The sequence below is a fragment of the Nitrospirota bacterium genome (genome assembly GCA_040756155.1).
Taxonomy (GTDB): Bacteria; Nitrospirota; Thermodesulfovibrionia; order JACRGW01; family JBFLZU01; genus JBFLZU01.
The window spans coordinates 1-18,544 of record JBFLZU010000076.1 but is presented as its reverse complement, the minus strand read 5'-3'; the positions used below and the strand labels follow the sequence as shown (position 1 = coordinate 18,544).

The following is an 18,544-nucleotide window of genomic DNA, read 5'->3' as shown; positions in this document are numbered from 1 at the left end:
ATATTACAATTATGGACATTGCAAAGATATTCAAATCAAGGACGCGGAAAGAGTTGTTCAGACTCTACTTTACCAACCCTAACAATGAATATTACTTGAGGGAATTGGAGCGCATCCTTGATATTCCTGTCAGCATGATCCGCAAGGAACTCACCAGATTGGAAGATGCGGGGATTTTTGTAACATCTAAAAAAGGCAACCTGGTTTACTATTCTCTCAATAAGTCATACCCTTTATTTGAAGAATTAAAAAGCATTGTATTTAAGACCATAGGCATTCAGGGATTGCTCAAAGAGAGTTTGAGCAAGATTAAAGGTATTGAAGCTTCCTTTATTTACGGCTCTTTTGCGAAAAAGGAAGAAGCTGTCGGGAGTGACATTGATTTGTTTATTGTGGGCAAAATTGACGACTCCATATTATTAAGAGAGATAAGAAGACTTGAAAAACTTCTGAAGAGAGAAATAAATTACAGCATATTTACAACAGATGAGTTTAAAAAGAAGGTGAAAGAAAAGAATTCATTTACAATTGACCTTCTTGAAAACCCAAAGATATTTATTGTGGGCAGCGAAGATGACCTATAAGAAATTTACAGAAGACTATTTGGCGAAGGGACTGATAAAAAGGCAGAGGTCTGACTTAAAATCAGCAGAAAAATTAATACTACGCGCCCAAAAAGACTTGCAGACTGCAAAGGCCAATTTAATCATTGATGAAGGTATCGCCTATGCAGTAGCCTATCTTGCAATGCTGCGTTCAGCAAGGGCGTTTATGCTCTTAAAAGGCTTCCGCCCGTCTGACGGATACCAGCATAAAACAGTCGTAGATTTCATGTTCCATTTTTTAGGGAAGGAGTTTAAGGAAATAGTTGAACTTTTTGACAGGATGAGGAGGAAGCGGAATATCTTCACCTATGAGATTGACATCTCTATTTCCAAGACAGAGGCTGATAATGCATTTGATACAGCAGTCAAGTTTGTAAACCTGATTAAGGGCATTATTAAAAAGGAAAACCCGCAGGCTGAGTTTGGGTTTTAAGGAGAAAGAATTATTTAAAATGGCTGCCAAGAAAGAAGATGATTTGGAAAAAGAAAAACTTCTTGCTGAGATTGAGCGATTGAAGAAAGACATTATAAAAAGAAAATTCGTATTGGTGGAGGATGAATTTTGCTTGTTGATAAGCTTGTTTTTGAATAGAATAATTGAAGATGGCAAAGAATAATAAAACAAATGAGGTCAATCAGACAGGGCTCTATTGGCCCGGGAAGCGGACAGAGGTGGAGAGGGTTGTGCTTCCTTTTCAGGTTGTGGAGACCATCAATGAAAGCAAAGCGGATAGAGAGAAGGCACAAAGAGACATCTTCACCAAGCAGGCAAAGGATGATCTCTGGAGAAACAAACTCATCTGGGGTGATAATAAATATATCATGACTTCCCTTTTGCCTGAATTTGCAGGAAAGATAACCCTTATCTACATTGACCCGCCCTTTGCCACAGGGGCAGATTTTTCCATTAACATCAAACTCGGAGATTTGGAATGGACAAAAGAGGCATCCGTTATTGAGGAGAAAGCCTATCGGGATACATGGGGCAGGGGCTTAGATTCATACCTTCAAATGATGTATGACAGGCTTGTATTGATGAGGGAGCTATTGGCTGATAATGGCTCTATCTATGTCCACCTTGATTGGCATGTGGGGCATTATGTGAAGTTAATTATGGATGAGGTTTTTGGGAAGGAGAATTTCAGGAATGAGATTGTGTGGTGCTATACTGGTCCAAGAAAGACACCAAAGGCTTTTTCAAAAAAACACGATATTTTATTATTCTATTCCAAAACGTCGGGCTATAAATTTAATCAATTAACAATACCCCATAAAAGTGGTCTTCACGATACAGGTAAAGTTGAGACATTTGGGAGAGTGAGAAAAGAACAAATTCCTGAAGAACAAATTGAAGAAATAAAAATGTTAGAAGAAAGGGGCAAGGTATTAGAAGATTGGTGGATTGATATTTGGGCTACGGAAAGATATAGAAGCGAGTTGTTAGGCTATGACACCCAAAAACCCGAAGCCCTTTTGGAGCGTATCATCAAAGCCTCCTCAAATGAAGGTGACCTTGTCGCCGACTTTTTCTGTGGTTCAGGGACTACACTTGCAGTTGCTGAAACACTTGGCAGGCGGTGGATTGGCTCTGATTTATCCAAGTTTGCCATTCACACTACCCGCAAAAGACTTTTAGATATTAAAGAGTGCAAGCCCTTTGAAGTTTTAAACCTTGGCAAATACCAGAAGGCAAAACTGAAAGAGAATGGTGTTAGCCGATATATTGACTTTATTCTGAAACTTTACCGTGCTGAACCTATCTCGGGCTATGTTACCATTCACGGAAAGAAAGCAGGCAGGATGGTGCATATCGGTGATGTGGATTCTATTGTAACTGAGAGGGAAATAAGGGAGACGGTCAAAGAATGTGCTGTAGCAGGGGTAAAGTCAGTGGACATCCTCGGCTGGGATTTTGAGATGGGGCTTCATGATTTGGTTGATAGAATCGGTGACGAACATTCTGTTAAGATTCGGCTGGTGCAGATTCCACGAGAAGCCTTAGAAGTCAGAGATGCAACAAGGGAAGAAGTTAAGTTCTTTGACCTCAATTATCTCGAGATAGAGCATAAATTGAATAAAAAGACCCTAAACATTACCCTGAAGGATTTTGTTATCGCTAATCCAGAGTATCTACCTGAAGAAGTGAGAGAGAAGGTCAAGAAATTTACTGATTACATTGACTACTGGGCAGTGGACTTTGACTACAAAGACGACACCTTCCACAACATGTGGCAGTCATTCAGGACACGAAAACATCCGAGTTTGGAAACAAAATGCTATCATACCTATGAGAGGACAGGAAAATATCAGGTGCTGGTTAAGGTGGTGGATATTTTTGGGAATGATACGAATAAACTAATAAGTCTGGAGGTATAGAGTGAGCAGAAAATATAGTAATCCACCTATTGTGGAGGCATTGTGTGAGTTTCAGTTTATTCCCACGCAACCATGGGATATGACTATTCCAGGACTTCTTTATGAAAAGATTAGTGGTGAGTTCCCCGTAAAACAGCAGCAGATGGGTTTTGGTATAGGCTTTCAACCTAAAGAAGGTGGCATAGAACAAAAAGTTGAGATGTCTCAGCGTATGCAGTTTCTCCGTCCCGATAAATCTGCGTTGGTCCAGATTGGTCCTGATTTATTAGCGGTTAATCACTTGAAGCCTTATCCTACATGGGATACCTTTAAGCCCATGATTTTTAAAAACTTGGAAGCTTATCAAACAGTTGCAAAACCAAAAGGATTCAAGCGTATAGGGTTACGATATATAAACAAGTTCGAATTCGATAAAAGCCCAATAGAATTGACAGATTATTTTAATTATTACCCATTCATTCCAACTAATTTACCGCAAATGCATGAGACGTTTCAGGTCAGGGTTGAGATTCCTTATGAAGAAGGACGTGATTGTTTGCTTTTAAATTTCGCAAGTACAATCCCAGAAAAGCCAGATGCTCTTTCTTTGTTGCTTGATCTTGACTATATCATGGCAATACCTGAGCGCGTTCCACTTGATCAAACCTCCGATTGGCTTGAAAAAGCACATACAACTATTGAAAATGCTTTTGAGGCTTGCATTACTGATAAATGCAGAAGCCATTTTGAAGAGGAGAAATAATGCAATTAATACGGGCAACAACCGAGAAACGGTATGTTCCTTCAACAAAGTATCTTAAACTATCTTCACCTGCTATAGAAAGATTTGAATCAAAACCTGAACAACTATTAATCTTAAGACATGGATTTTTCGCTCCAGTTTCAATCCCTGAGTTCTACAGCACAGAAGAGCTTACCGAAACTTCTAAAACCTTACAACCTCTAAGATTGATCGAAAAATTAGAGGATCTATACACTTTTGACAATCCCAAAGAAATAAAGAATTTTCTTTTAACTAATGATTATCTGATAGAAATTCTGTTTGAAGCATCAGACCATATCTATCGAATATTTGGACAGTTTCCTATCCATCTTGAGCTTCATCGTGACCCTGAAGAAGGCTGGGACGAACTCTTTATTGTTATCAAGTCTACATATAGTGCAGAGGAGTCAATCAGGCTTGAAAATAGACTGGCCGAGGAATGGTTCCTTAATAGGATAAAAGATACCAGAGGGAAACTGAATATTACGGAAGAGCCATTATGAGTTTCAATTGGAAGGATTATGTGTATTTTGCTGAAGAACTCCTGAGTCGAGAGGAAGAATCTTGCCTACGGTCTTCTATCAGCAGAGGCTATTATGGTGTTTTTTGTATTACAAGAAATAAGAAGGATTATCAAAATTATAAACCTAAGTCAGGTGAAAATATACATTGGGTAGTAATAAATGCATACAAGAATTCAAGTGATAGAAACGAACAAAATATCGGCAGGATTCTTGACAAACTCAGAAAATCAAGAAACGATGCTGACTATGACGAAAGCAGGCCGATTGACAGGAATCTTGCCGAACGGATGGTGGTTAGTGCCAAGCAGATTTTAACTCTTATGGGAATTACTTAAACCATGGCTGTTATCGACCTTGACCAAAAAATCAAACAGGCCGTTCAGACATGGCGAGAAAGGAATTATGAAGGGGCAAAGGTTTTGCGATGAAAGAACACAAAGAACTTTGAAAGGAGGTATTTAAAATGAAAGCTACAGCAAAGATTAGTCCTGAAGAGTATATCCTTTCTGTGCTGTCGCCGGAAGATAGGTTGGAGGCTGCTCTTAAGATTGCGAGGGAAACCTTCAGGAAAACAACCCTGACAGTTAAAGATATAGAGAAGGCTGTTAAAAAAATAAGGAGAAAGGCCTACGAAGAGACTTAAAGATAGAGTAGTTTTTGATACCAGCGTGCTCATATCTGCCTTTGTCTTTGGAGGTATCCCTGAAAGAGCAATTAAAAAGGCGTTTATCGAGACAGAGATATGGGTCTCTCCCCAGTTACTTAAAGAATACAGAGATACCCCATTTGAACTCGCTGTTGAGGGCAAGATAACCAATGTTCAATTGAGGTCACTCCTTTCTGGTATTGCTTCGTTTGTTGTTAATGCAAAGGTAGTAGTTCCAGAAAGGAGGTTGTTCATTTGTAGAGATGAAGAAGATAACATGGTTCTTGAATGTTGCCTTGCTGCTGATGCGGATTTTTTGATCACCGGAGATAAAGACCTCTTTGAAATTGATAAGACCAGATTGAAGAGAGAGGATCCCAAATTAAAGATAGTTTCTCCAAGAGCCTTTCTGAGGCTTAATAAATAGTCTGAATCTAATGGCGACTATTGACCTTGATATAAAAATCAAACACGCCGTCCAAACCTGGCGAGAAAAGAATTACGATGGGGTAAGCCCTGTAACCAAAAGGCTTCTTGAGTTCTGGTTTAAAGAAGAGCATGTCCTGCCTGATGCCTCACGGTTTGAGTTCTGGAAGTGTCAGCGGGAAGGGATTGAGGCTTTAATCTATGTGTATGAGATATGCAAATACCGAAGCCTCTACGACCTTGCAAGGGGTTTTGGCGTAAGCATTCCTGTTGACCCTACAAAAGACCTCTGGCCTAAATACTGCTTCAAGATGGCTACAGGCTCAGGAAAAACATGGGTGATGACCCTGGCCATGATCTGGCAGTATTTCAACAAGGTCTTCGGCACAAATAACGGGATCCGCTACTCGAGTAATTTTTTGCTTCTTGCACCTAACCTTATCGTCCTTGACCGTCTGGAAGAGGCATTTGGGGACAATCGGGTCTTCAGGGAGTTTCCATTTATCCCCCCTGAGTGGCAAGCGGACTTTGATTTTCAATTTATTAAACAGAGCGAGGTTATCCCCAGAACCGCAGGGGGTATTCTTCACCTGACCAATATACAGCAACTTTATGAGAGAGATGTAGAAGGAGCAGTAAACCCTCTGGATGAGGCTCTTGGTCCAAAGCCAAAGCGTGAAGAAGAAGCGATCTACGATTCCTTACGGACAGTGCTTTCAAGCTATGATGACCTTATGGTCTTAAATGACGAGGCTCATCATGTCCACAGTGATGACCTGGAATGGAACAAAGTCATTGTGCATATAGATTCAACACTTAAAGAACGAAATGGCAATGGTTTGGTGATGCAATCAGATTTTACTGCAACCCCAAAGGACCTTCAGGGTAACCTTTTTCCACATATCATCTACGACTACCCTCTTGCAGAAGCTATAAAAGATAAGATTGTAAAGCGTCCTCGTATTGGGGAGATTGAAAATGTCCCCGAATCTCTGAGTAAGGACTTTGTTAAAAGGAATCGCCTCCAGATTGACACAGGCATAGAGATTCTTAAGGAATTTCAAAAGGAGTTCAAAGATACGGGAAAGAAACCCATCCTTTTTATCATGGCTGATGTGACCAGGAATGCAGATAAAGTGGGAGAGTATTTTAAAAGGCATGGTTATGAGGGTAAAGTTCTTGTCATTCACACGGATACCAAAGGCGTCATTACTAAAAAAGACCTTGAGAAGGCAAGAAAAGCAGCCAGAGAGATTGACAGTCCTGAAAACCCTTATGAGATTATCGTAAGTGTGATGATGCTCAAGGAAGGGTGGGATGTAAGGAATGTCTGTGTGATTGTTCCACTGAGGGCTTTTGATTCTCCAGTTTTGCCTGAACAAACCTTAGGGAGAGGTTTACGAAGGATAGCTCCTCAGGATGACACATGGGAGGAAAAGCTTATTGTTATTGACCATCCACGATTCCGCCAGCTCTGGCAGGCAGAGATTGATAAAGGGGAATTGATTGTTGACTTTACAACTGCAAAGAGGGCTTATGAACCGAGCAACCTTGTAATGGTTAACCCAGAGAAAATTCAATTTGATATAGAAATCCCTGTTGTAGAGGGAGGACTTATCCGAACAGTGCCTAATCTAACAGAACTGGATATAACACGACTTCCTGCAAGACTTTTTAAATTTACAGAGATTGAACTACCAAAGGTAAGATACAGGGAGAGGGACTTAATAGAGCAGAAGATTGTCAGAGAAAAGATTCTTGCCTTTGATTATACGGAGAATTTCTCTCTCTACCTCTCTTATATCTGTAAGGCTATTACTTCCAAAACAGGTGCATCAAGTATCTTTGTAGAACTTGTACCAAAAGTAAAAGAGTATATAGAGAATTACCTTTTTGATGAGAAGGTGGATGGTGAAAAGCTGGAGGTCACAAGGAAACTTAACTATATCCCAATTCGGGAGAAGTTGGTAGAAATTTTCTCAAAGGAGATCAATACCCTCTCCAAAAAAGAAGAAACTGTTACTTTTCAGAGATACTTTAAGGTAAGTGAAACGCAACCTCTCCATACTTCTGAACCGGTTACAAAAGTAAGAAAAGCGGTCTTTGAAGCCTTGCCGTACTCGAAACGTAGTGCTTTTGAAAGAGAATTTATAAGCTATCTTGATGAAAAGGATGATGTGAAAGCCTTTACAAAGATGCTTCCCAGACACCCGCTTCATATTCCTTACCACAATCATGAGGGATATTTACGCTATTATCAACCTGATTTTGTGGTGAAGGAAGAAAAGGCCATGTATTTGGTGGAGACAAAGGGTATGGAAGGTGTAGAAGTACCAATAAAAGACAGAGAGGCCCTGCGCTGGTGTGAGAATGTGGGAAAATTGTCAGGGCAATCTTGGAAATATCTTAAAGTGAAACCACACGATCTTGAGACTTACATGGCTCATAGTTTTAGAACCTTGGCCACAGGGACTGAGATGAGAAAAACAGTTAACAAAACTATTTAATTTCTTTAATCAGTGATCCAATATTCGAATGAAAAATAAATCGCTACCTTAGTCCGTCAGTCCCACGAAGCACGAAAAAGGGCAAAAGAACTTTTGGAAAAATAAAGAGAAGTTGAGGAACTTATTGAGAAGAAGTGAAGATAGGATAGTATCTGAATTAGCAGTATCTGAATTAGCATTTGACAAACAGAAAGTTATTGTCTAATATATTGGACAATGGTCTAAAAAAATAGACTATAATCTACAAACTGGAATTATGAAAAAAATTTTGGTAAACACTAATGCTCAAAAAATATTATGGTTTCTTATCCAACATCCTGGGAAAGAGTATTTGGAAAAAGAAATCCAGAAAAGTACAAAGATTAGCAAGGCAGGGGTTAATTTTGCTCTGAAAGACCTCTGGAAAGCAAAATTAACCGGGAGACAAAAGAGAGGTAAGATTGCTTTTTATACGGTTAATTATACTCACCCAGTGATAAAACAATTGAAAGTTTTAAAAAATATTTTAGAGGTTAACCCTATTCTTGAAAAGTTAAAACCGACGAGTGAAAAGATTATCCTATATGGTAGTTGTAGCCGAGGAGAAGATACTGAACAGAGCGACCTAGACCTGTTTATAGTAACAAATAGTAGTAAAGAGGAAATATTAAATCTGATAAATAAATGGCGGTTGAAAAGAAAATTTCAGATAGTTATTCGTTCGCCATTAAAGTATATAGAGATGGAATCCAATGAGCCAACATTTTATCGTGAGGTCAATCAAGGGATTGTTCTTTGGGAGAAAAAAGAATGAGTATTGAATTTGAGGAATGTTTGAAGAAACAAAAGATAAGAGAATTTAGCCGTGGAAAATTGTTAGTAGGAAAAGAATTAAGAACTGCTGATGAAGATTTAAAAGCAGGTAAGAAAAGTATGGATGATGGCAACTATCTGCTAAAAGTTTGAGAGAGAGTGCCGATTATTATGACCATTGGTCAAGGGAAGGTGCAGAAAAATTGTTTGAATCAGCAGAATTATTTCTTAAAAAAGCAAAAGAAATATTAAAAGAAGGATAAATCTATCGGCGGATTATTAGTCCACCAGCTAATAAATCACGAAAAAAGGCCGAAGGAACTTTTAGAAAAAGCCAAGAACGAAAAGGAAAACGAGGATAGGGAGAGAATATTAAAATATTGCAGAAGGTAAGAGTATGAAAGGTGTTTAAGGACAATTTATGAAACTTTCTATCACAGTAAAACCAAAATCAAAACAAGAAAAAATAGAGAAAACCGTCAACGGGTATATAATTTATGTTAAGGAACAACCCATAGAAAACAAGGCAAACAGGGCAGTGATAGAGTTACTCTCTGAATATTTTGGCGTTTCCAAATCTCAAATTACTATTTTGTCCGGTATGAAGTCAAAACAAAAGATTGTTGAAATAAAAAATTTTTCAGAATCTCAGGTATAATAAAAAGCACTAATATAGCAAATCAAACTATACAGGAGGCGCGCTAATGCGGATAGCATATTTTGACTGTTTCTCTGGCATAAGCGGGGATATGATACTCGGTGCATTGGTGGATGCAGGACTCCCTCTAAAATCTTTAAAAGATGGGTTGGCTTCCTTACGCCTGCAGGGATATAAGATTGATGCATCAAAGGTCAAAAGAAAAGGGACCAGTGGCACAAAGGTAAATGTCAGGATTGATACTCCACAGCCTCCGAGGAGGCTTAAGGATATAGAGGATATTATAAATAAAAGCGATCTAAATGATACAGTCAAGGAGCAGAGCATCTCTGTCTTTCGCAGGCTCGCTGAAGCAGAGGCAAGGGTTCATGGGGCAAGCATTAATAATGTCCACTTTCATGAAATCGGTGCACTCGATGCAATCATTGATATAGTAGGTTCAATAATTGGCTTTGGTATCCTCGGCGCCGAGAAGATACATGTATCCCCAGTAAACATAGGGAAGGGGCTTGTTAAGACAGAACATGGTTTACTCCCTGTTCCTGCACCTGCAACAGCGGAACTTCTTAAAGGTATACCTGTATTTTCCACAGATACTGACTTTGAACTAACAACCCCTACAGGTGCAGCAATAATAAGCACACTGTCTGAGGGTTTCTTACCACTTCCTCTGATAAAAATAGAAAAAATAGGTTATGGGGCTGGAAGCAAAGAGATTGAAGGGCATCCAAACCTCCTGAGGGTATTCATAGGAGAATTTTCTGAAGGCTACGAAGACGATGAAGTAGTCGTCATTGAGACAAATATTGACGATTTAAATCCACAGGTTTATGATTACCTTATGGAAAGGTTATTTAATGAAGGTGCACTCGATGTATTTCTAACACCAATAATAATGAAGAAGGGAAGGCCTGCCCAGATGTTAAGCGTCATCATGGAAAGGCAGGCGATGCAGAAGGTGATAGATTTGATATTTAAGGAGACAACGACCACAGGGGTAAGGCTATCTGTTACGCCGAGGAGAAAACTCAGCCGTTATATAAATGAAGTTGAAACCCCATTCGGTAAAGCAGGGGTGAAGATAAGTGGAAAGGACGGAAAGATATTCAACATCTCACCTGAATATGAAGACTGCCGCAGGATTGCTATGGAGAAGGGTATCCCTCTCAAGGATGTAATACATGAGGTTGCAGAATCAGCAAGACGGTCAGCCTTAAGTAAAAGAAAGAGGGGGAAATAATGATGAGAAGGTTGAGGATAGCATTAGCCCAGATAAATACAACCGTTGGTGATTTAGAAGGTAATACAAAAAAGATAATCGAAAATATCTATGAAGCCAGGAAGCTCGGTGTTGACCTTATCGCCTTCCCTGAACTTGCAATTACAGGCTATCCACCTGAGGATCTGCTTTTAAATCCACAGTTTATACAGGATAACCTTCGCTGTCTCAGAGATATAGAGAAAGAGACGCAGGATATAACCGCAGTAGTTGGGTTTGTTAACAGGGATAACGAGATTTTTAACGCCGCTGCCCTCATGTATAACGGACAACTCAAAGGTGCTCATCATAAGATGTATCTCCCAAACTATGGGGTATTTGACGAGCAGAGGTATTTTCAAGAAGGATGTGGCTATTCAGTCTTTGTAGTTCGAGATGTTACTGTCGGTGTGAGTATATGTGAGGATATATGGCATCCTGAGGGACCTGTCAATATCATGGCACTCTCAGGTGCAGAGGTCATAATTAATATCAATGCCTCGCCATACCATGCAGGTAAAGGAAAACAGCGAGAGGAGATGCTATCTACAAGGGCATCTGATAACACGGTGATAGTAGCATATGTGAATATGGTCGGTGGCCAGGATGAACTTGTATTCGATGGTCACAGCCTTATATTTGATCAGGGAGGAGAACTTATTTCAAGAGGAAAACAGTTTGAAGAGGATATGGTGATAGTAGATATAAATGCAGACTCTGTGTTAAGACAGAGGCTTCACGACCCGAGAAGACGTAAAGAAAGACTTGTTTTTGAGAGGGAATGTCCACCTGATGTAAGACGGATACCAGTATCAAAGACATCCGATTATTCAAAGAAACCCCAACTTTCAGAAAGGAAGATCCCTCAGATGTTATTAATGGAAGAGATTTACCATGCCCTTCTACTTGGAACAAAGGACTATGTTAGAAAAAATGGCTTTGATAATGTCCTTATTGGATTGAGCGGTGGTGTAGATTCATCCCTTGTTGCAGCAATTGCGGTTGATGTACTCGGTGCAGATAGGGTAGTAGGATTACTTATGCCATCGCCTTATACATCCAAAGAGAGCATAGAGGATGCATTTCAGGTTGCAAAAAACCTCGGTATAAAGGTAAAAGAGATACCTATAAATGAACCATTCAATAAATACCTTGATACCCTCGCCACCCACTTTAAGGGAATGATCCCTGATGTAACTGAAGAAAACCTTCAGGCAAGGATTCGTGGGAACATACTTATGGCGTTTTCGAATAAATTTGGCTGGCTTGTGCTTACCACAGGTAATAAAAGTGAGATGAGCGTGGGTTACGCAACCCTCTATGGAGACATGGCAGGTGGATTTGCAGTAATAAAGGATGTCCCTAAGACAATGGTCTATGAACTATGCAGATACAGAAATTCTACCGGAAAGAAGGCGGTAATCCCTGAACGGATTATAGAGAAGGAGCCTACTGCAGAACTCAGGACAGGACAGAAGGACTCAGATACACTGCCTCCATATCATATCCTCGATCCGATACTTAAGGCGTATGTTGAAGAAGACAGGAGTTTTGAAGAGATGATAGATACGGGATTTGCTGAAGAGACAGTCAGAAAGGTAATACACATGGTGGATAGAAGTGAATATAAAAGAAGACAGTCACCTCCTGGCATAAAGATCACACCAAGGGCACTGGGGAAGGACAGGAGATTCCCGATAACAAACAGATATAAGAGCTATTGATGGAGATTTAAGATGAAGCGGTATATTGTGGTAATTATTGCTCTTGTTTTTGTTGCAGTTTCAGTCTTTGTATTTTTACGGATAAACGCAACCTCTCAACCATCGTCTTCGTCCAGCAAACACGTAGTTACCACAACCATGCAGCAACTCCCAGAGATCCAGCAGATTAAACCTGTAAAACCCGTGAAGATAAAACTCAAGCGGGGTGCAAAGGATGACTATACCTGGGAGATAAGCGGAGAGGATGTAGATGAAATACTCAAGGTGGATAAACGATTGAGAAAAGGGCTAAGGATGGAGTGACTCAATCATCACTTTATATAGTAGCCACCCCTATCGGTAACCTTGAAGACATCACACTCAGGGCGCTGAGGATTCTCAAAGAGGTAGGAATAATTGCTGCTGAGGACACAAGGCAGACAAGAAAACTGCTCACACACTACGGTATAGCAAAGAAACACCTTGTAAGTTATCATGACCACAATAAGATAAAGCAGGCATTATATCTGATAGAACGGCTAAAGTCAGGCATTTCTGTTGCCCTTGTCTCGGATGCAGGGACTCCTGGTATATCTGACCCTGGCTACTACCTTATAAATAAGGCAATAGAGGCGGGGATTAAGGTTATACCTATTCCCGGCCCTTCTGCGGTGATAACAGCACTTTCTATCTCTGGACTTCCAACTGATTCGTTTGTGTTCGAAGGGTTTCTCCCCAGCAAAGAGGCTCAGAAAAAAAATAAACTCAAAGGGCTTGCTGACGAGAGAAGGACAATAATCTTTTATGAATCTCCGCATCGCATAATTGAAACACTAAAGGATATTATTGAAGTCCTTGGCGACCGCAGGGTAGCAGCCATAAGGGAACTAACAAAGATACATGAAGAGGTGATGCGGGGAAAGGTCTCTGAGATACTTGATGATATTACCAAAAGAACCATCAAGGGAGAGATTGTTATTGTGTTAGAAGGACAGAAAAGAGAAACACCTGTTGATATTAATGTATCAGGAGAGGTAAACCGTGTGATGACGGAGGAAGGGATCTCTAAGAAAGAGGCTATATCAATAGTTGCAAAGAGGTTTGGGATACCTAAGAAGGAGGTCTATAGGAGAGTAATAAAAAGTGAATCACCTTCAGTTTAGTCGATGAATTGAGGGGTTTAAGAAATAAAAATCAAAATGCAAAAGTCAAAATGTAAGATGACAAATCAAAATGTAAAAATTTTTGAATTTTAATCTGTATTTTTGATTTTTAATCTTTGATTTTTAATTTTAAATCAGGGTATCATTGAACCCTATTTAGCAACTAATTTGGATAAGAACCAAAAAGTTAAATGGAAAATTAAAGGGGTGATTAGTATGTCTGAAGAAAAAGAAGTTACGCGAACCAGACTAAGCCCGCTGTCTCTCGGAATTGCTATCGGTATCGTCTGGGGAGGCTCGATATTTATAACCACATTTATCTCTTATTACACGGGGTATGCAAAGGAGTTTTTAGAAGTCCTTGCTGTATCAATCTACCCAGGCTACAAGATAACACCTGCGAGGAGTTTTCTCGGTCTTATCTACGGCTTTATTGACGGATTCATAGCTGGTGGACTTGTAGGATTAATATACAATAAGTTGACACGGAGATAGAAAATCAAATATATGAGGTAAATCATACTCAATGCATAATAATTTATAATAGATTAAAATAAGGAGGTATAAAGGCATAATGGATATTCTTTTGATTATTCATCTGCTCTCTGTAGTGTTATGGATTGGTGGTGTTGGATTTGCAACGATGGTAGTATTTCCAGCCATACAGAGAATTGAGAATCCAATAGCAAAGGTGCAAGTATTTTTAGGTGTGGAGCAGAGGTTTTCAAAACTCGCAAAGATATATGTGATTATTGCAGGGATAACAGGACTTATGCTCTTTTTCAGAAGGGGTGGGCTGGAGACCTTTGTGGGTATTTATCATCTGATGCTTGCATTCAAGGTCATTGTATGGCTTACATTCTTTATCTTACTATTTGGCGCTGAAAAGCACCTTATGAAAATACTTGTATCACAACAGACCGCACCAGAGAAGGCATTCAGGAGACTGAGCATATTTCACTGGTTTATGCTGATATTGAGTGGAGTAGCAATAGCCTTTGGAGTTACTCTGTAATCAGTGTCTTCTGTATTGTCTTACCCAGTCCTTCATTGCATCCGAGTCCGATGTCTCTTCTATCCTTATAGTTCTTCCTGTGAGGTGTAGAAAGACATCGTTAAGTGTTGGTTCCTGCAGGCTCACTGATATTATCTTCTGGGTCATTTCCTTTATAAGTATGGGTATAAACCTATCACCCTCATCTACTACGATGCGAATTGTTCCATCTTCTTCTGTTGTTTGATACCCGAACCTTTCCTGAATTTCCTCCAATGCCAGTTTATTGTCATAAGTCTTAAGTCTCACGATATCGCCTCTAAGCATCTTCTTAAGCCCAGCAGGGCTCCCGAGGGCAATGATTTTCCCATGATCAATTATGGCAATACGATCACACCCTTCAGCCTCTTCCATGTAGTGTGTGGTCATAAAGATGGTTACATTTTCTTTTTTGCGGAGTTCAAAAACAAATTCCCAGATGAGATTTCTTGTCTGTGGATCAAGTCCGAGGGTTGGCTCATCAAGGAAGAGAACCTTAGGGTAATGTAGCAGACCTCTTGCTATCTCGAGCCTTCTTTTCATACCACCAGAGAATTTCTTGACGATATCATCCTTTCTGTCAGTGAGTTCCACAAGCCTGAGCATCTCATCGACCCTCTTTCCGATAGTCTTTTTATCCATATTGTAGAGGTACCCATGAAATCTCAGGTTTTCGTATGCTGTGAGTCCCGTGTCAAGTGTTGTATCCTGAAAGACAAGCCCTATAGCGGATCTTACCTTTGCAGGCTCTTTTATACAGTCGTGGTTATTTACCAGTGCCCTGCCTGATGTTGGTAAAAGGAGTGTGCAGAGGATGTTTATTGTTGTTGTCTTCCCTGCCCCATTCGGTCCGAGAAAACCAAAGACCTCGCCACTTTCTACAGTAAACGAGATATGATCAACAGCGGTGAGGTTATTAAATCGCTTGGTCAGTTCTGTGACTTCAATAGCAGCCATAACTTTTCCCCTATCCAATGTTCACTGTTTGCCATACAGGTGGCAGGCTACCTTGTGTCCCCTACCCTCCTCAATCATTGCTGGCTCAGTCTTATCACATGGCTCAAATCGCCTCGGGCATCTGGTGTGAAACCTGCATCCAGCAGGCATATCGGTTGCTGATGGCACATCACCCTCAAGCACTATCCTTTCCTTTTTCTTCTGTGGCACTGGTTCAGGTACAGCAGAGATAAGGGCTCTGGAATAGGGATGTAGTGGGTTAGCAAAGAATTCTTCTGAATCCACTAACTCCACAATACTTCCAAGATACATCACAGCAACCCTGTTACTGAAATGTCTGACTACCCTTAAGTCGTGTGAAATAAACAAGAATGAAAGCCCTGATGATTCTTTTATATCCTGAAGCAGATTCAATATCTGTGCCTGTATGGATACATCGAGTGCAGATAATGGTTCATCCGCTACAATAAATGATGGCTCTACCGCTATAGCCCTTGCTATGCCTATTCTCTGCCTCTGTCCACCACTGAATTCATGTGGATAGCGATAAAGGGCTTCAGCGGAAAGTCCCACCCTCTCAAGAAGCATTACTACCCTTTCTTTTAGCTGGTTTCCTTTCGCAATATTGTGGATTATTAGTGGTTCTCCAACCGTATCTATTATCCTCTTTCTCGGATTGAGTGAGGCGAATGGATCCTGAAAGATTATCTGCATTCTCTTTCTCAAAATCCTCAGTTGTGTTCTGTCAACCTTCAGTATATCTTCATCTTCAAATACAATGCTTCCACTATCTGGTTCGATAAGCCTCAGAATTGTGCGACCTACCGTAGTTTTACCACATCCGCTCTCACCAACGAGTGCTAATACCTCTCCTTTATTTATATCAAAGTCTATGCAATCAATTGCACGGACAAACCTTTTCTTCTCAAAAATTCCTGTCCTCAGAGGAAACCATTTTCTCAGTCCTTTTACAGAAAGAAGACTCAGCATGTTCCTATTTCCTTCCAACGGTAGCATCTAACTATATGTCCTTCTCTGACCACACTGGGTGATGGCTCTTCTTCGCAGATATCTATAGAATAGATGCATCTTGGTTGAAATTTACATCCAACGGGAAGATCAAGGGGGTTGGGAATTGTGCCAGGTATTGGTCTTAGCCTCGTATCCTGTTTTTTGGGAATCGACTCAAGGAGTCCAAGGGTGTATGGGTGCTTAGGATTGAGAAATATCTCCTCTGTTGATGCCTTTTCAACGATTCGCCCTGCATACATAATTGCTACCCTGTCTGTTACCTCTGCTATTATACCGAGGTCATGAGTAATTATAATAATAGATGTTCCATACTTAGCTCTTATCGTGTTAAGTAATTCGAGTATCTGTGCCTGAATGGTAACATCCAGTGCGGTAGTTGGCTCATCTGCTATTAGTAGCAATGGATTGCATGAGAGTGCCATTGCTATCATTGCCCTCTGCCTCATTCCTCCACTCATCTGGTGTGGATATTCATTGATGCGTTCTTCAGGGGACGGCATACCCACAGCCCTCAGTGTTTCAACTACGCGTTGCATAGATTCCTTTTTAGAAGCCTTCAGATGAGTCCTTATGCTTTCTGCAATCTGATAGCCAATCGTAAGGACAGGATTTAGAGATGTCATTGGCTCCTGAAATACCATTGATATCTGTGCGCCTCTGATGCTACGCATCTGCTCCTCTGGTAGTCTTAAAAGGTCTTCTCCTTTGAAGTATATATTTCCAGAGACTATCTTTGCAGGCGGCATCTGGAGTATCCGCATGATAGAAAGAGCAGTGACAGACTTACCACAGCCCGATTCGCCTGCTATACCAATGATGTTACCCCTATCTACACTGAGACTTACGCCATCTACTGCCTTGATGATACCATCAGGTGAGTAAAAATAGGTTTTCAGGTCTTTGATCTCGAGGAGGAATTGTGACACTTTATCTTCTCTATGAGCCATCTCTATGAGTCATCGACCAAAGGAAATACCAATGGACTCTGCAGAGGTTACGAGCTGTCCATCAGGAGGAACTGTTCTTAATCTACCAATTGCCTCTTTTATCAGCACTGTTTTTATCTCCCCGCCACTGAGGCAGACCATCTCTCCGAATCTTTTCTGTTCAATAAGCGTAACTGCCTCTGTTCCAAACCTTGTAGCAAGTATCCTGTCAAAGGCTGTTGGAGAGCCACCCCTCTGGATGTGCCCGAGAACAGTTACCCTTACTTCAACATCCAGTCTATCTTCGATCGCCCTACCAACCTTTGAACCGATGCCTCCGAGTCTCTCATAGGCATCGAGCACACCGAGTCTATACTTCACGGTGGATACCTCACCACCCTCTGGTCTTGCACCTTCAGCAACTACAATGATGCTGAACTTGTATCCCTTCTTATTTCTATCCTCTATCTTTTCAATCACCTTTTCCATCTTAAATGGTATCTCAGGTATGAGTATTACATCTGCACTCCCTGCCAGCCCTGCCTCAACAGCTATCCACCCTGCGTTCCTCCCCATCACCTCAAGGACCATCGCCCTGTGATGGCTTTCTGCAGTAGAGTGGAGTTTATCGAGTGCCTCCATAGCGGTATTTACTGCTGTGTCAAATCCGAATGTGACATCGGTTGCTGAGAGGTCGTTATCAATGGTCTTGGGAACACCGACTAGCGCCACCCCCATCTCGTATAATCTCTGTGCTATACTCAATGACCCATCTCCACCAACAACGATCAGTGCCTCTATCTCATAAGCCCTGAGGGTCTCAAGCACGGTTCTTGACATATCCCGTGCTATTACTTTTCCATTCTCGATTGTCCTATAATCGAAAGGATTTCCCCTGTTTGTGGTTCCAAGTATCGTTCCACCGATATGGAGGATACCCCGCGTATTCCATGGTGTCATTACCCTGATCTTGTTTGGCAGGATCAGCCCTTCAAAGCCATCCTCCACACCAAGAACCACCCATCCAAATCTTGTTGCAGCCCTTACAACCGCTCTGATTACGGCATTGAGCCCGGGACAATCACCTCCACCTGTAAGTATTGCTATCTTCATTTTCTGCTACCTTAATGATTTATTAAATCTTATTGATTTTAAAACCGATTGTCAAGCAGTTC

General features: G+C 40.7%; 22 protein-coding genes and 1 pseudogene. 19 read left to right on the top strand and 4 right to left on the bottom strand.

The genetic code is table 11. From position 1 onward, the window contains the following. Positions 1–11 precede the first annotated feature (11 nt). The 19 genes and pseudogenes from AB1488_07720 to AB1488_07630 all read left to right on the top strand — a co-directional run bounded on the left by AB1488_07720 (position 12) and on the right by AB1488_07630 (position 14,436). Positions 12–584: a nucleotidyltransferase domain-containing protein gene (locus tag AB1488_07720; protein ID MEW6409985.1), complete on the top strand. Its 573-nt coding sequence runs from the start codon at positions 12–14 to the stop codon at positions 582–584. Then, a complete protein-coding gene (locus tag AB1488_07715; GenBank protein MEW6409984.1) occupies positions 574–1,038 on the top strand; it encodes a HEPN domain-containing protein in 465 nt (154 codons plus the stop codon). The genes AB1488_07720 and AB1488_07715 overlap by 11 nt, the downstream gene beginning before the upstream one ends. Next, entirely contained in the window at positions 1,028–1,222 is a 195-nt protein-coding gene (locus AB1488_07710; GenBank protein ID MEW6409983.1) for a hypothetical protein, read from the top strand. Before AB1488_07715 ends, AB1488_07710 begins: the two co-directional genes overlap by 11 nt. After that, positions 1,209–2,981, top strand: coding sequence for a site-specific DNA-methyltransferase (locus AB1488_07705; protein ID MEW6409982.1), 1,773 nt, complete (start codon positions 1,209–1,211; stop codon positions 2,979–2,981). Before AB1488_07710 ends, AB1488_07705 begins: the two co-directional genes overlap by 14 nt. A 1-nt stretch (position 2,982) precedes the next feature. Next, the gene (locus tag AB1488_07700; GenBank protein ID MEW6409981.1) at positions 2,983–3,723 is read left to right on the top strand and encodes a TIGR04255 family protein; all 741 of its coding nucleotides are present in this window, start codon (positions 2,983–2,985) and stop codon (positions 3,721–3,723) included. After that, positions 3,723–4,247: a hypothetical protein gene (locus AB1488_07695; GenBank protein ID MEW6409980.1), complete on the top strand. Its 525-nt coding sequence runs from the start codon at positions 3,723–3,725 to the stop codon at positions 4,245–4,247. The genes AB1488_07700 and AB1488_07695 overlap by 1 nt, the downstream gene beginning before the upstream one ends. Continuing rightward, on the top strand, positions 4,244–4,603 hold the full coding sequence (locus AB1488_07690) for a hypothetical protein (GenBank protein MEW6409979.1): 360 nt from the start codon (positions 4,244–4,246) through the stop codon (positions 4,601–4,603). The genes AB1488_07695 and AB1488_07690 overlap by 4 nt, the downstream gene beginning before the upstream one ends. Before the next feature lie 128 nt (positions 4,604–4,731). Beyond that, positions 4,732–4,911, top strand: coding sequence for a hypothetical protein (locus AB1488_07685; protein MEW6409978.1), 180 nt, complete (start codon positions 4,732–4,734; stop codon positions 4,909–4,911). 16 nt (positions 4,912–4,927) lie between these two features. Next, a pseudogene (locus tag AB1488_07680) lies at positions 4,928–5,341 on the top strand (putative toxin-antitoxin system toxin component, PIN family). 10 nt (positions 5,342–5,351) lie between these two features. Beyond that, the gene (locus AB1488_07675; protein MEW6409977.1) at positions 5,352–7,847 is read left to right on the top strand and encodes a DEAD/DEAH box helicase family protein; all 2,496 of its coding nucleotides are present in this window, start codon (positions 5,352–5,354) and stop codon (positions 7,845–7,847) included. Positions 7,848–8,103: 256 nt separating this feature from the next. Next, on the top strand, positions 8,104–8,640 hold the full coding sequence (locus AB1488_07670) for a nucleotidyltransferase domain-containing protein (GenBank protein MEW6409976.1): 537 nt from the start codon (positions 8,104–8,106) through the stop codon (positions 8,638–8,640). Next, positions 8,637–8,792: a hypothetical protein gene (locus AB1488_07665; GenBank protein ID MEW6409975.1), complete on the top strand. Its 156-nt coding sequence runs from the start codon at positions 8,637–8,639 to the stop codon at positions 8,790–8,792. Before AB1488_07670 ends, AB1488_07665 begins: the two co-directional genes overlap by 4 nt. A 268-nt stretch (positions 8,793–9,060) precedes the next feature. Beyond that, the gene (locus AB1488_07660; protein MEW6409974.1) at positions 9,061–9,297 is read left to right on the top strand and encodes a DUF167 domain-containing protein; all 237 of its coding nucleotides are present in this window, start codon (positions 9,061–9,063) and stop codon (positions 9,295–9,297) included. 46 nt (positions 9,298–9,343) lie between these two features. Continuing rightward, complete coding sequence (gene larC, locus AB1488_07655) at positions 9,344–10,537, top strand: nickel pincer cofactor biosynthesis protein LarC (protein MEW6409973.1); 1,194 nt, start codon at positions 9,344–9,346, stop codon at positions 10,535–10,537. Further along, positions 10,537–12,279 carry an NAD+ synthase gene (locus tag AB1488_07650; protein MEW6409972.1) on the top strand — a complete coding sequence of 581 codons (1,743 nt, stop codon included), beginning with the start codon at positions 10,537–10,539 and terminating at the stop codon, positions 12,277–12,279. Before larC ends, AB1488_07650 begins: the two co-directional genes overlap by 1 nt. A gap of 12 nt (positions 12,280–12,291) precedes the next feature. Further along, complete coding sequence (locus AB1488_07645; GenBank protein ID MEW6409971.1) at positions 12,292–12,582, top strand: hypothetical protein; 291 nt, start codon at positions 12,292–12,294, stop codon at positions 12,580–12,582. Next, positions 12,579–13,421 (top strand): 16S rRNA (cytidine(1402)-2'-O)-methyltransferase, encoded by an 843-nt coding sequence (gene rsmI, locus AB1488_07640; protein ID MEW6409970.1) that lies wholly within the window; start codon positions 12,579–12,581, stop codon positions 13,419–13,421. Before AB1488_07645 ends, rsmI begins: the two co-directional genes overlap by 4 nt. A 216-nt stretch (positions 13,422–13,637) precedes the next feature. Next, the gene (locus AB1488_07635; GenBank protein MEW6409969.1) at positions 13,638–13,916 is read left to right on the top strand and encodes a bacteriophage holin; all 279 of its coding nucleotides are present in this window, start codon (positions 13,638–13,640) and stop codon (positions 13,914–13,916) included. 79 nt (positions 13,917–13,995) lie between these two features. Beyond that, positions 13,996–14,436, top strand: a complete 441-nt coding sequence (locus AB1488_07630) for a hypothetical protein (protein MEW6409968.1) — start codon at positions 13,996–13,998, stop codon at positions 14,434–14,436. Here AB1488_07630 and AB1488_07625 read toward each other — a convergent pair whose 3' ends face one another. The 4 genes from AB1488_07625 to AB1488_07610 are packed head-to-tail and all read right to left on the bottom strand — an operon-like array spanning position 14,437 to position 18,482. Then, on the bottom strand, positions 14,437–15,411 hold the full coding sequence (locus tag AB1488_07625) for an ATP-binding cassette domain-containing protein (GenBank protein MEW6409967.1): 975 nt from the start codon (positions 15,409–15,411) through the stop codon (positions 14,437–14,439). 21 nt (positions 15,412–15,432) lie between these two features. Further along, positions 15,433–16,428, bottom strand: coding sequence for an oligopeptide/dipeptide ABC transporter ATP-binding protein (locus AB1488_07620; protein MEW6409966.1), 996 nt, complete (start codon positions 16,426–16,428; stop codon positions 15,433–15,435). Next, positions 16,395–17,390 carry an ABC transporter ATP-binding protein gene (locus AB1488_07615; protein ID MEW6409965.1) on the bottom strand — a complete coding sequence of 332 codons (996 nt, stop codon included), beginning with the start codon at positions 17,388–17,390 and terminating at the stop codon, positions 16,395–16,397. The genes AB1488_07620 and AB1488_07615 overlap by 34 nt, the downstream gene beginning before the upstream one ends. Before the next feature lie 9 nt (positions 17,391–17,399). After that, positions 17,400–18,482 carry an ATP-dependent 6-phosphofructokinase gene (locus AB1488_07610; GenBank protein MEW6409964.1) on the bottom strand — a complete coding sequence of 361 codons (1,083 nt, stop codon included), beginning with the start codon at positions 18,480–18,482 and terminating at the stop codon, positions 17,400–17,402. Positions 18,483–18,544 lie beyond the last annotated feature (62 nt).

Excerpts from the sequence above, each read along its gene's own strand:
- AB1488_07720 (MEW6409985.1), top strand. The coding sequence starts at position 12 with ATGGACATTGCAAAGATATTCAAATCAAGGACGCGGAAAGAGTTGTTC.
- AB1488_07675 (MEW6409977.1), top strand. The coding sequence starts at position 5,352 with ATGGCGACTATTGACCTTGATATAAAAATCAAACACGCCGTCCAAACC.
- AB1488_07695 (MEW6409980.1), top strand. The coding sequence starts at position 3,723 with ATGCAATTAATACGGGCAACAACCGAGAAACGGTATGTTCCTTCAACA.
- AB1488_07615 (MEW6409965.1), bottom strand. The coding sequence starts at position 17,390 with ATGGCTCATAGAGAAGATAAAGTGTCACAATTCCTCCTCGAGATCAAA.
- AB1488_07650 (MEW6409972.1), top strand. The coding sequence starts at position 10,537 with ATGATGAGAAGGTTGAGGATAGCATTAGCCCAGATAAATACAACCGTT.
- AB1488_07635 (MEW6409969.1), top strand. The coding sequence starts at position 13,638 with ATGTCTGAAGAAAAAGAAGTTACGCGAACCAGACTAAGCCCGCTGTCT.
- AB1488_07670 (MEW6409976.1), top strand. The coding sequence starts at position 8,104 with ATGAAAAAAATTTTGGTAAACACTAATGCTCAAAAAATATTATGGTTT.
- larC (MEW6409973.1), top strand. The coding sequence starts at position 9,344 with ATGCGGATAGCATATTTTGACTGTTTCTCTGGCATAAGCGGGGATATG.
- AB1488_07645 (MEW6409971.1), top strand. The coding sequence starts at position 12,292 with ATGAAGCGGTATATTGTGGTAATTATTGCTCTTGTTTTTGTTGCAGTT.
- AB1488_07665 (MEW6409975.1), top strand. The coding sequence starts at position 8,637 with ATGAGTATTGAATTTGAGGAATGTTTGAAGAAACAAAAGATAAGAGAA.
- AB1488_07610 (MEW6409964.1), bottom strand. The coding sequence starts at position 18,482 with ATGAAGATAGCAATACTTACAGGTGGAGGTGATTGTCCCGGGCTCAAT.
- AB1488_07685 (MEW6409978.1), top strand. The coding sequence starts at position 4,732 with ATGAAAGCTACAGCAAAGATTAGTCCTGAAGAGTATATCCTTTCTGTG.
- AB1488_07690 (MEW6409979.1), top strand. The coding sequence starts at position 4,244 with ATGAGTTTCAATTGGAAGGATTATGTGTATTTTGCTGAAGAACTCCTG.
- AB1488_07705 (MEW6409982.1), top strand. The coding sequence starts at position 1,209 with ATGGCAAAGAATAATAAAACAAATGAGGTCAATCAGACAGGGCTCTAT.
- AB1488_07630 (MEW6409968.1), top strand. The coding sequence starts at position 13,996 with ATGGATATTCTTTTGATTATTCATCTGCTCTCTGTAGTGTTATGGATT.
- AB1488_07715 (MEW6409984.1), top strand. The coding sequence starts at position 574 with ATGACCTATAAGAAATTTACAGAAGACTATTTGGCGAAGGGACTGATA.
- AB1488_07660 (MEW6409974.1), top strand. The coding sequence starts at position 9,061 with ATGAAACTTTCTATCACAGTAAAACCAAAATCAAAACAAGAAAAAATA.
- AB1488_07625 (MEW6409967.1), bottom strand. The coding sequence starts at position 15,411 with ATGGCTGCTATTGAAGTCACAGAACTGACCAAGCGATTTAATAACCTC.
- AB1488_07620 (MEW6409966.1), bottom strand. The coding sequence starts at position 16,428 with ATGCTACCGTTGGAAGGAAATAGGAACATGCTGAGTCTTCTTTCTGTA.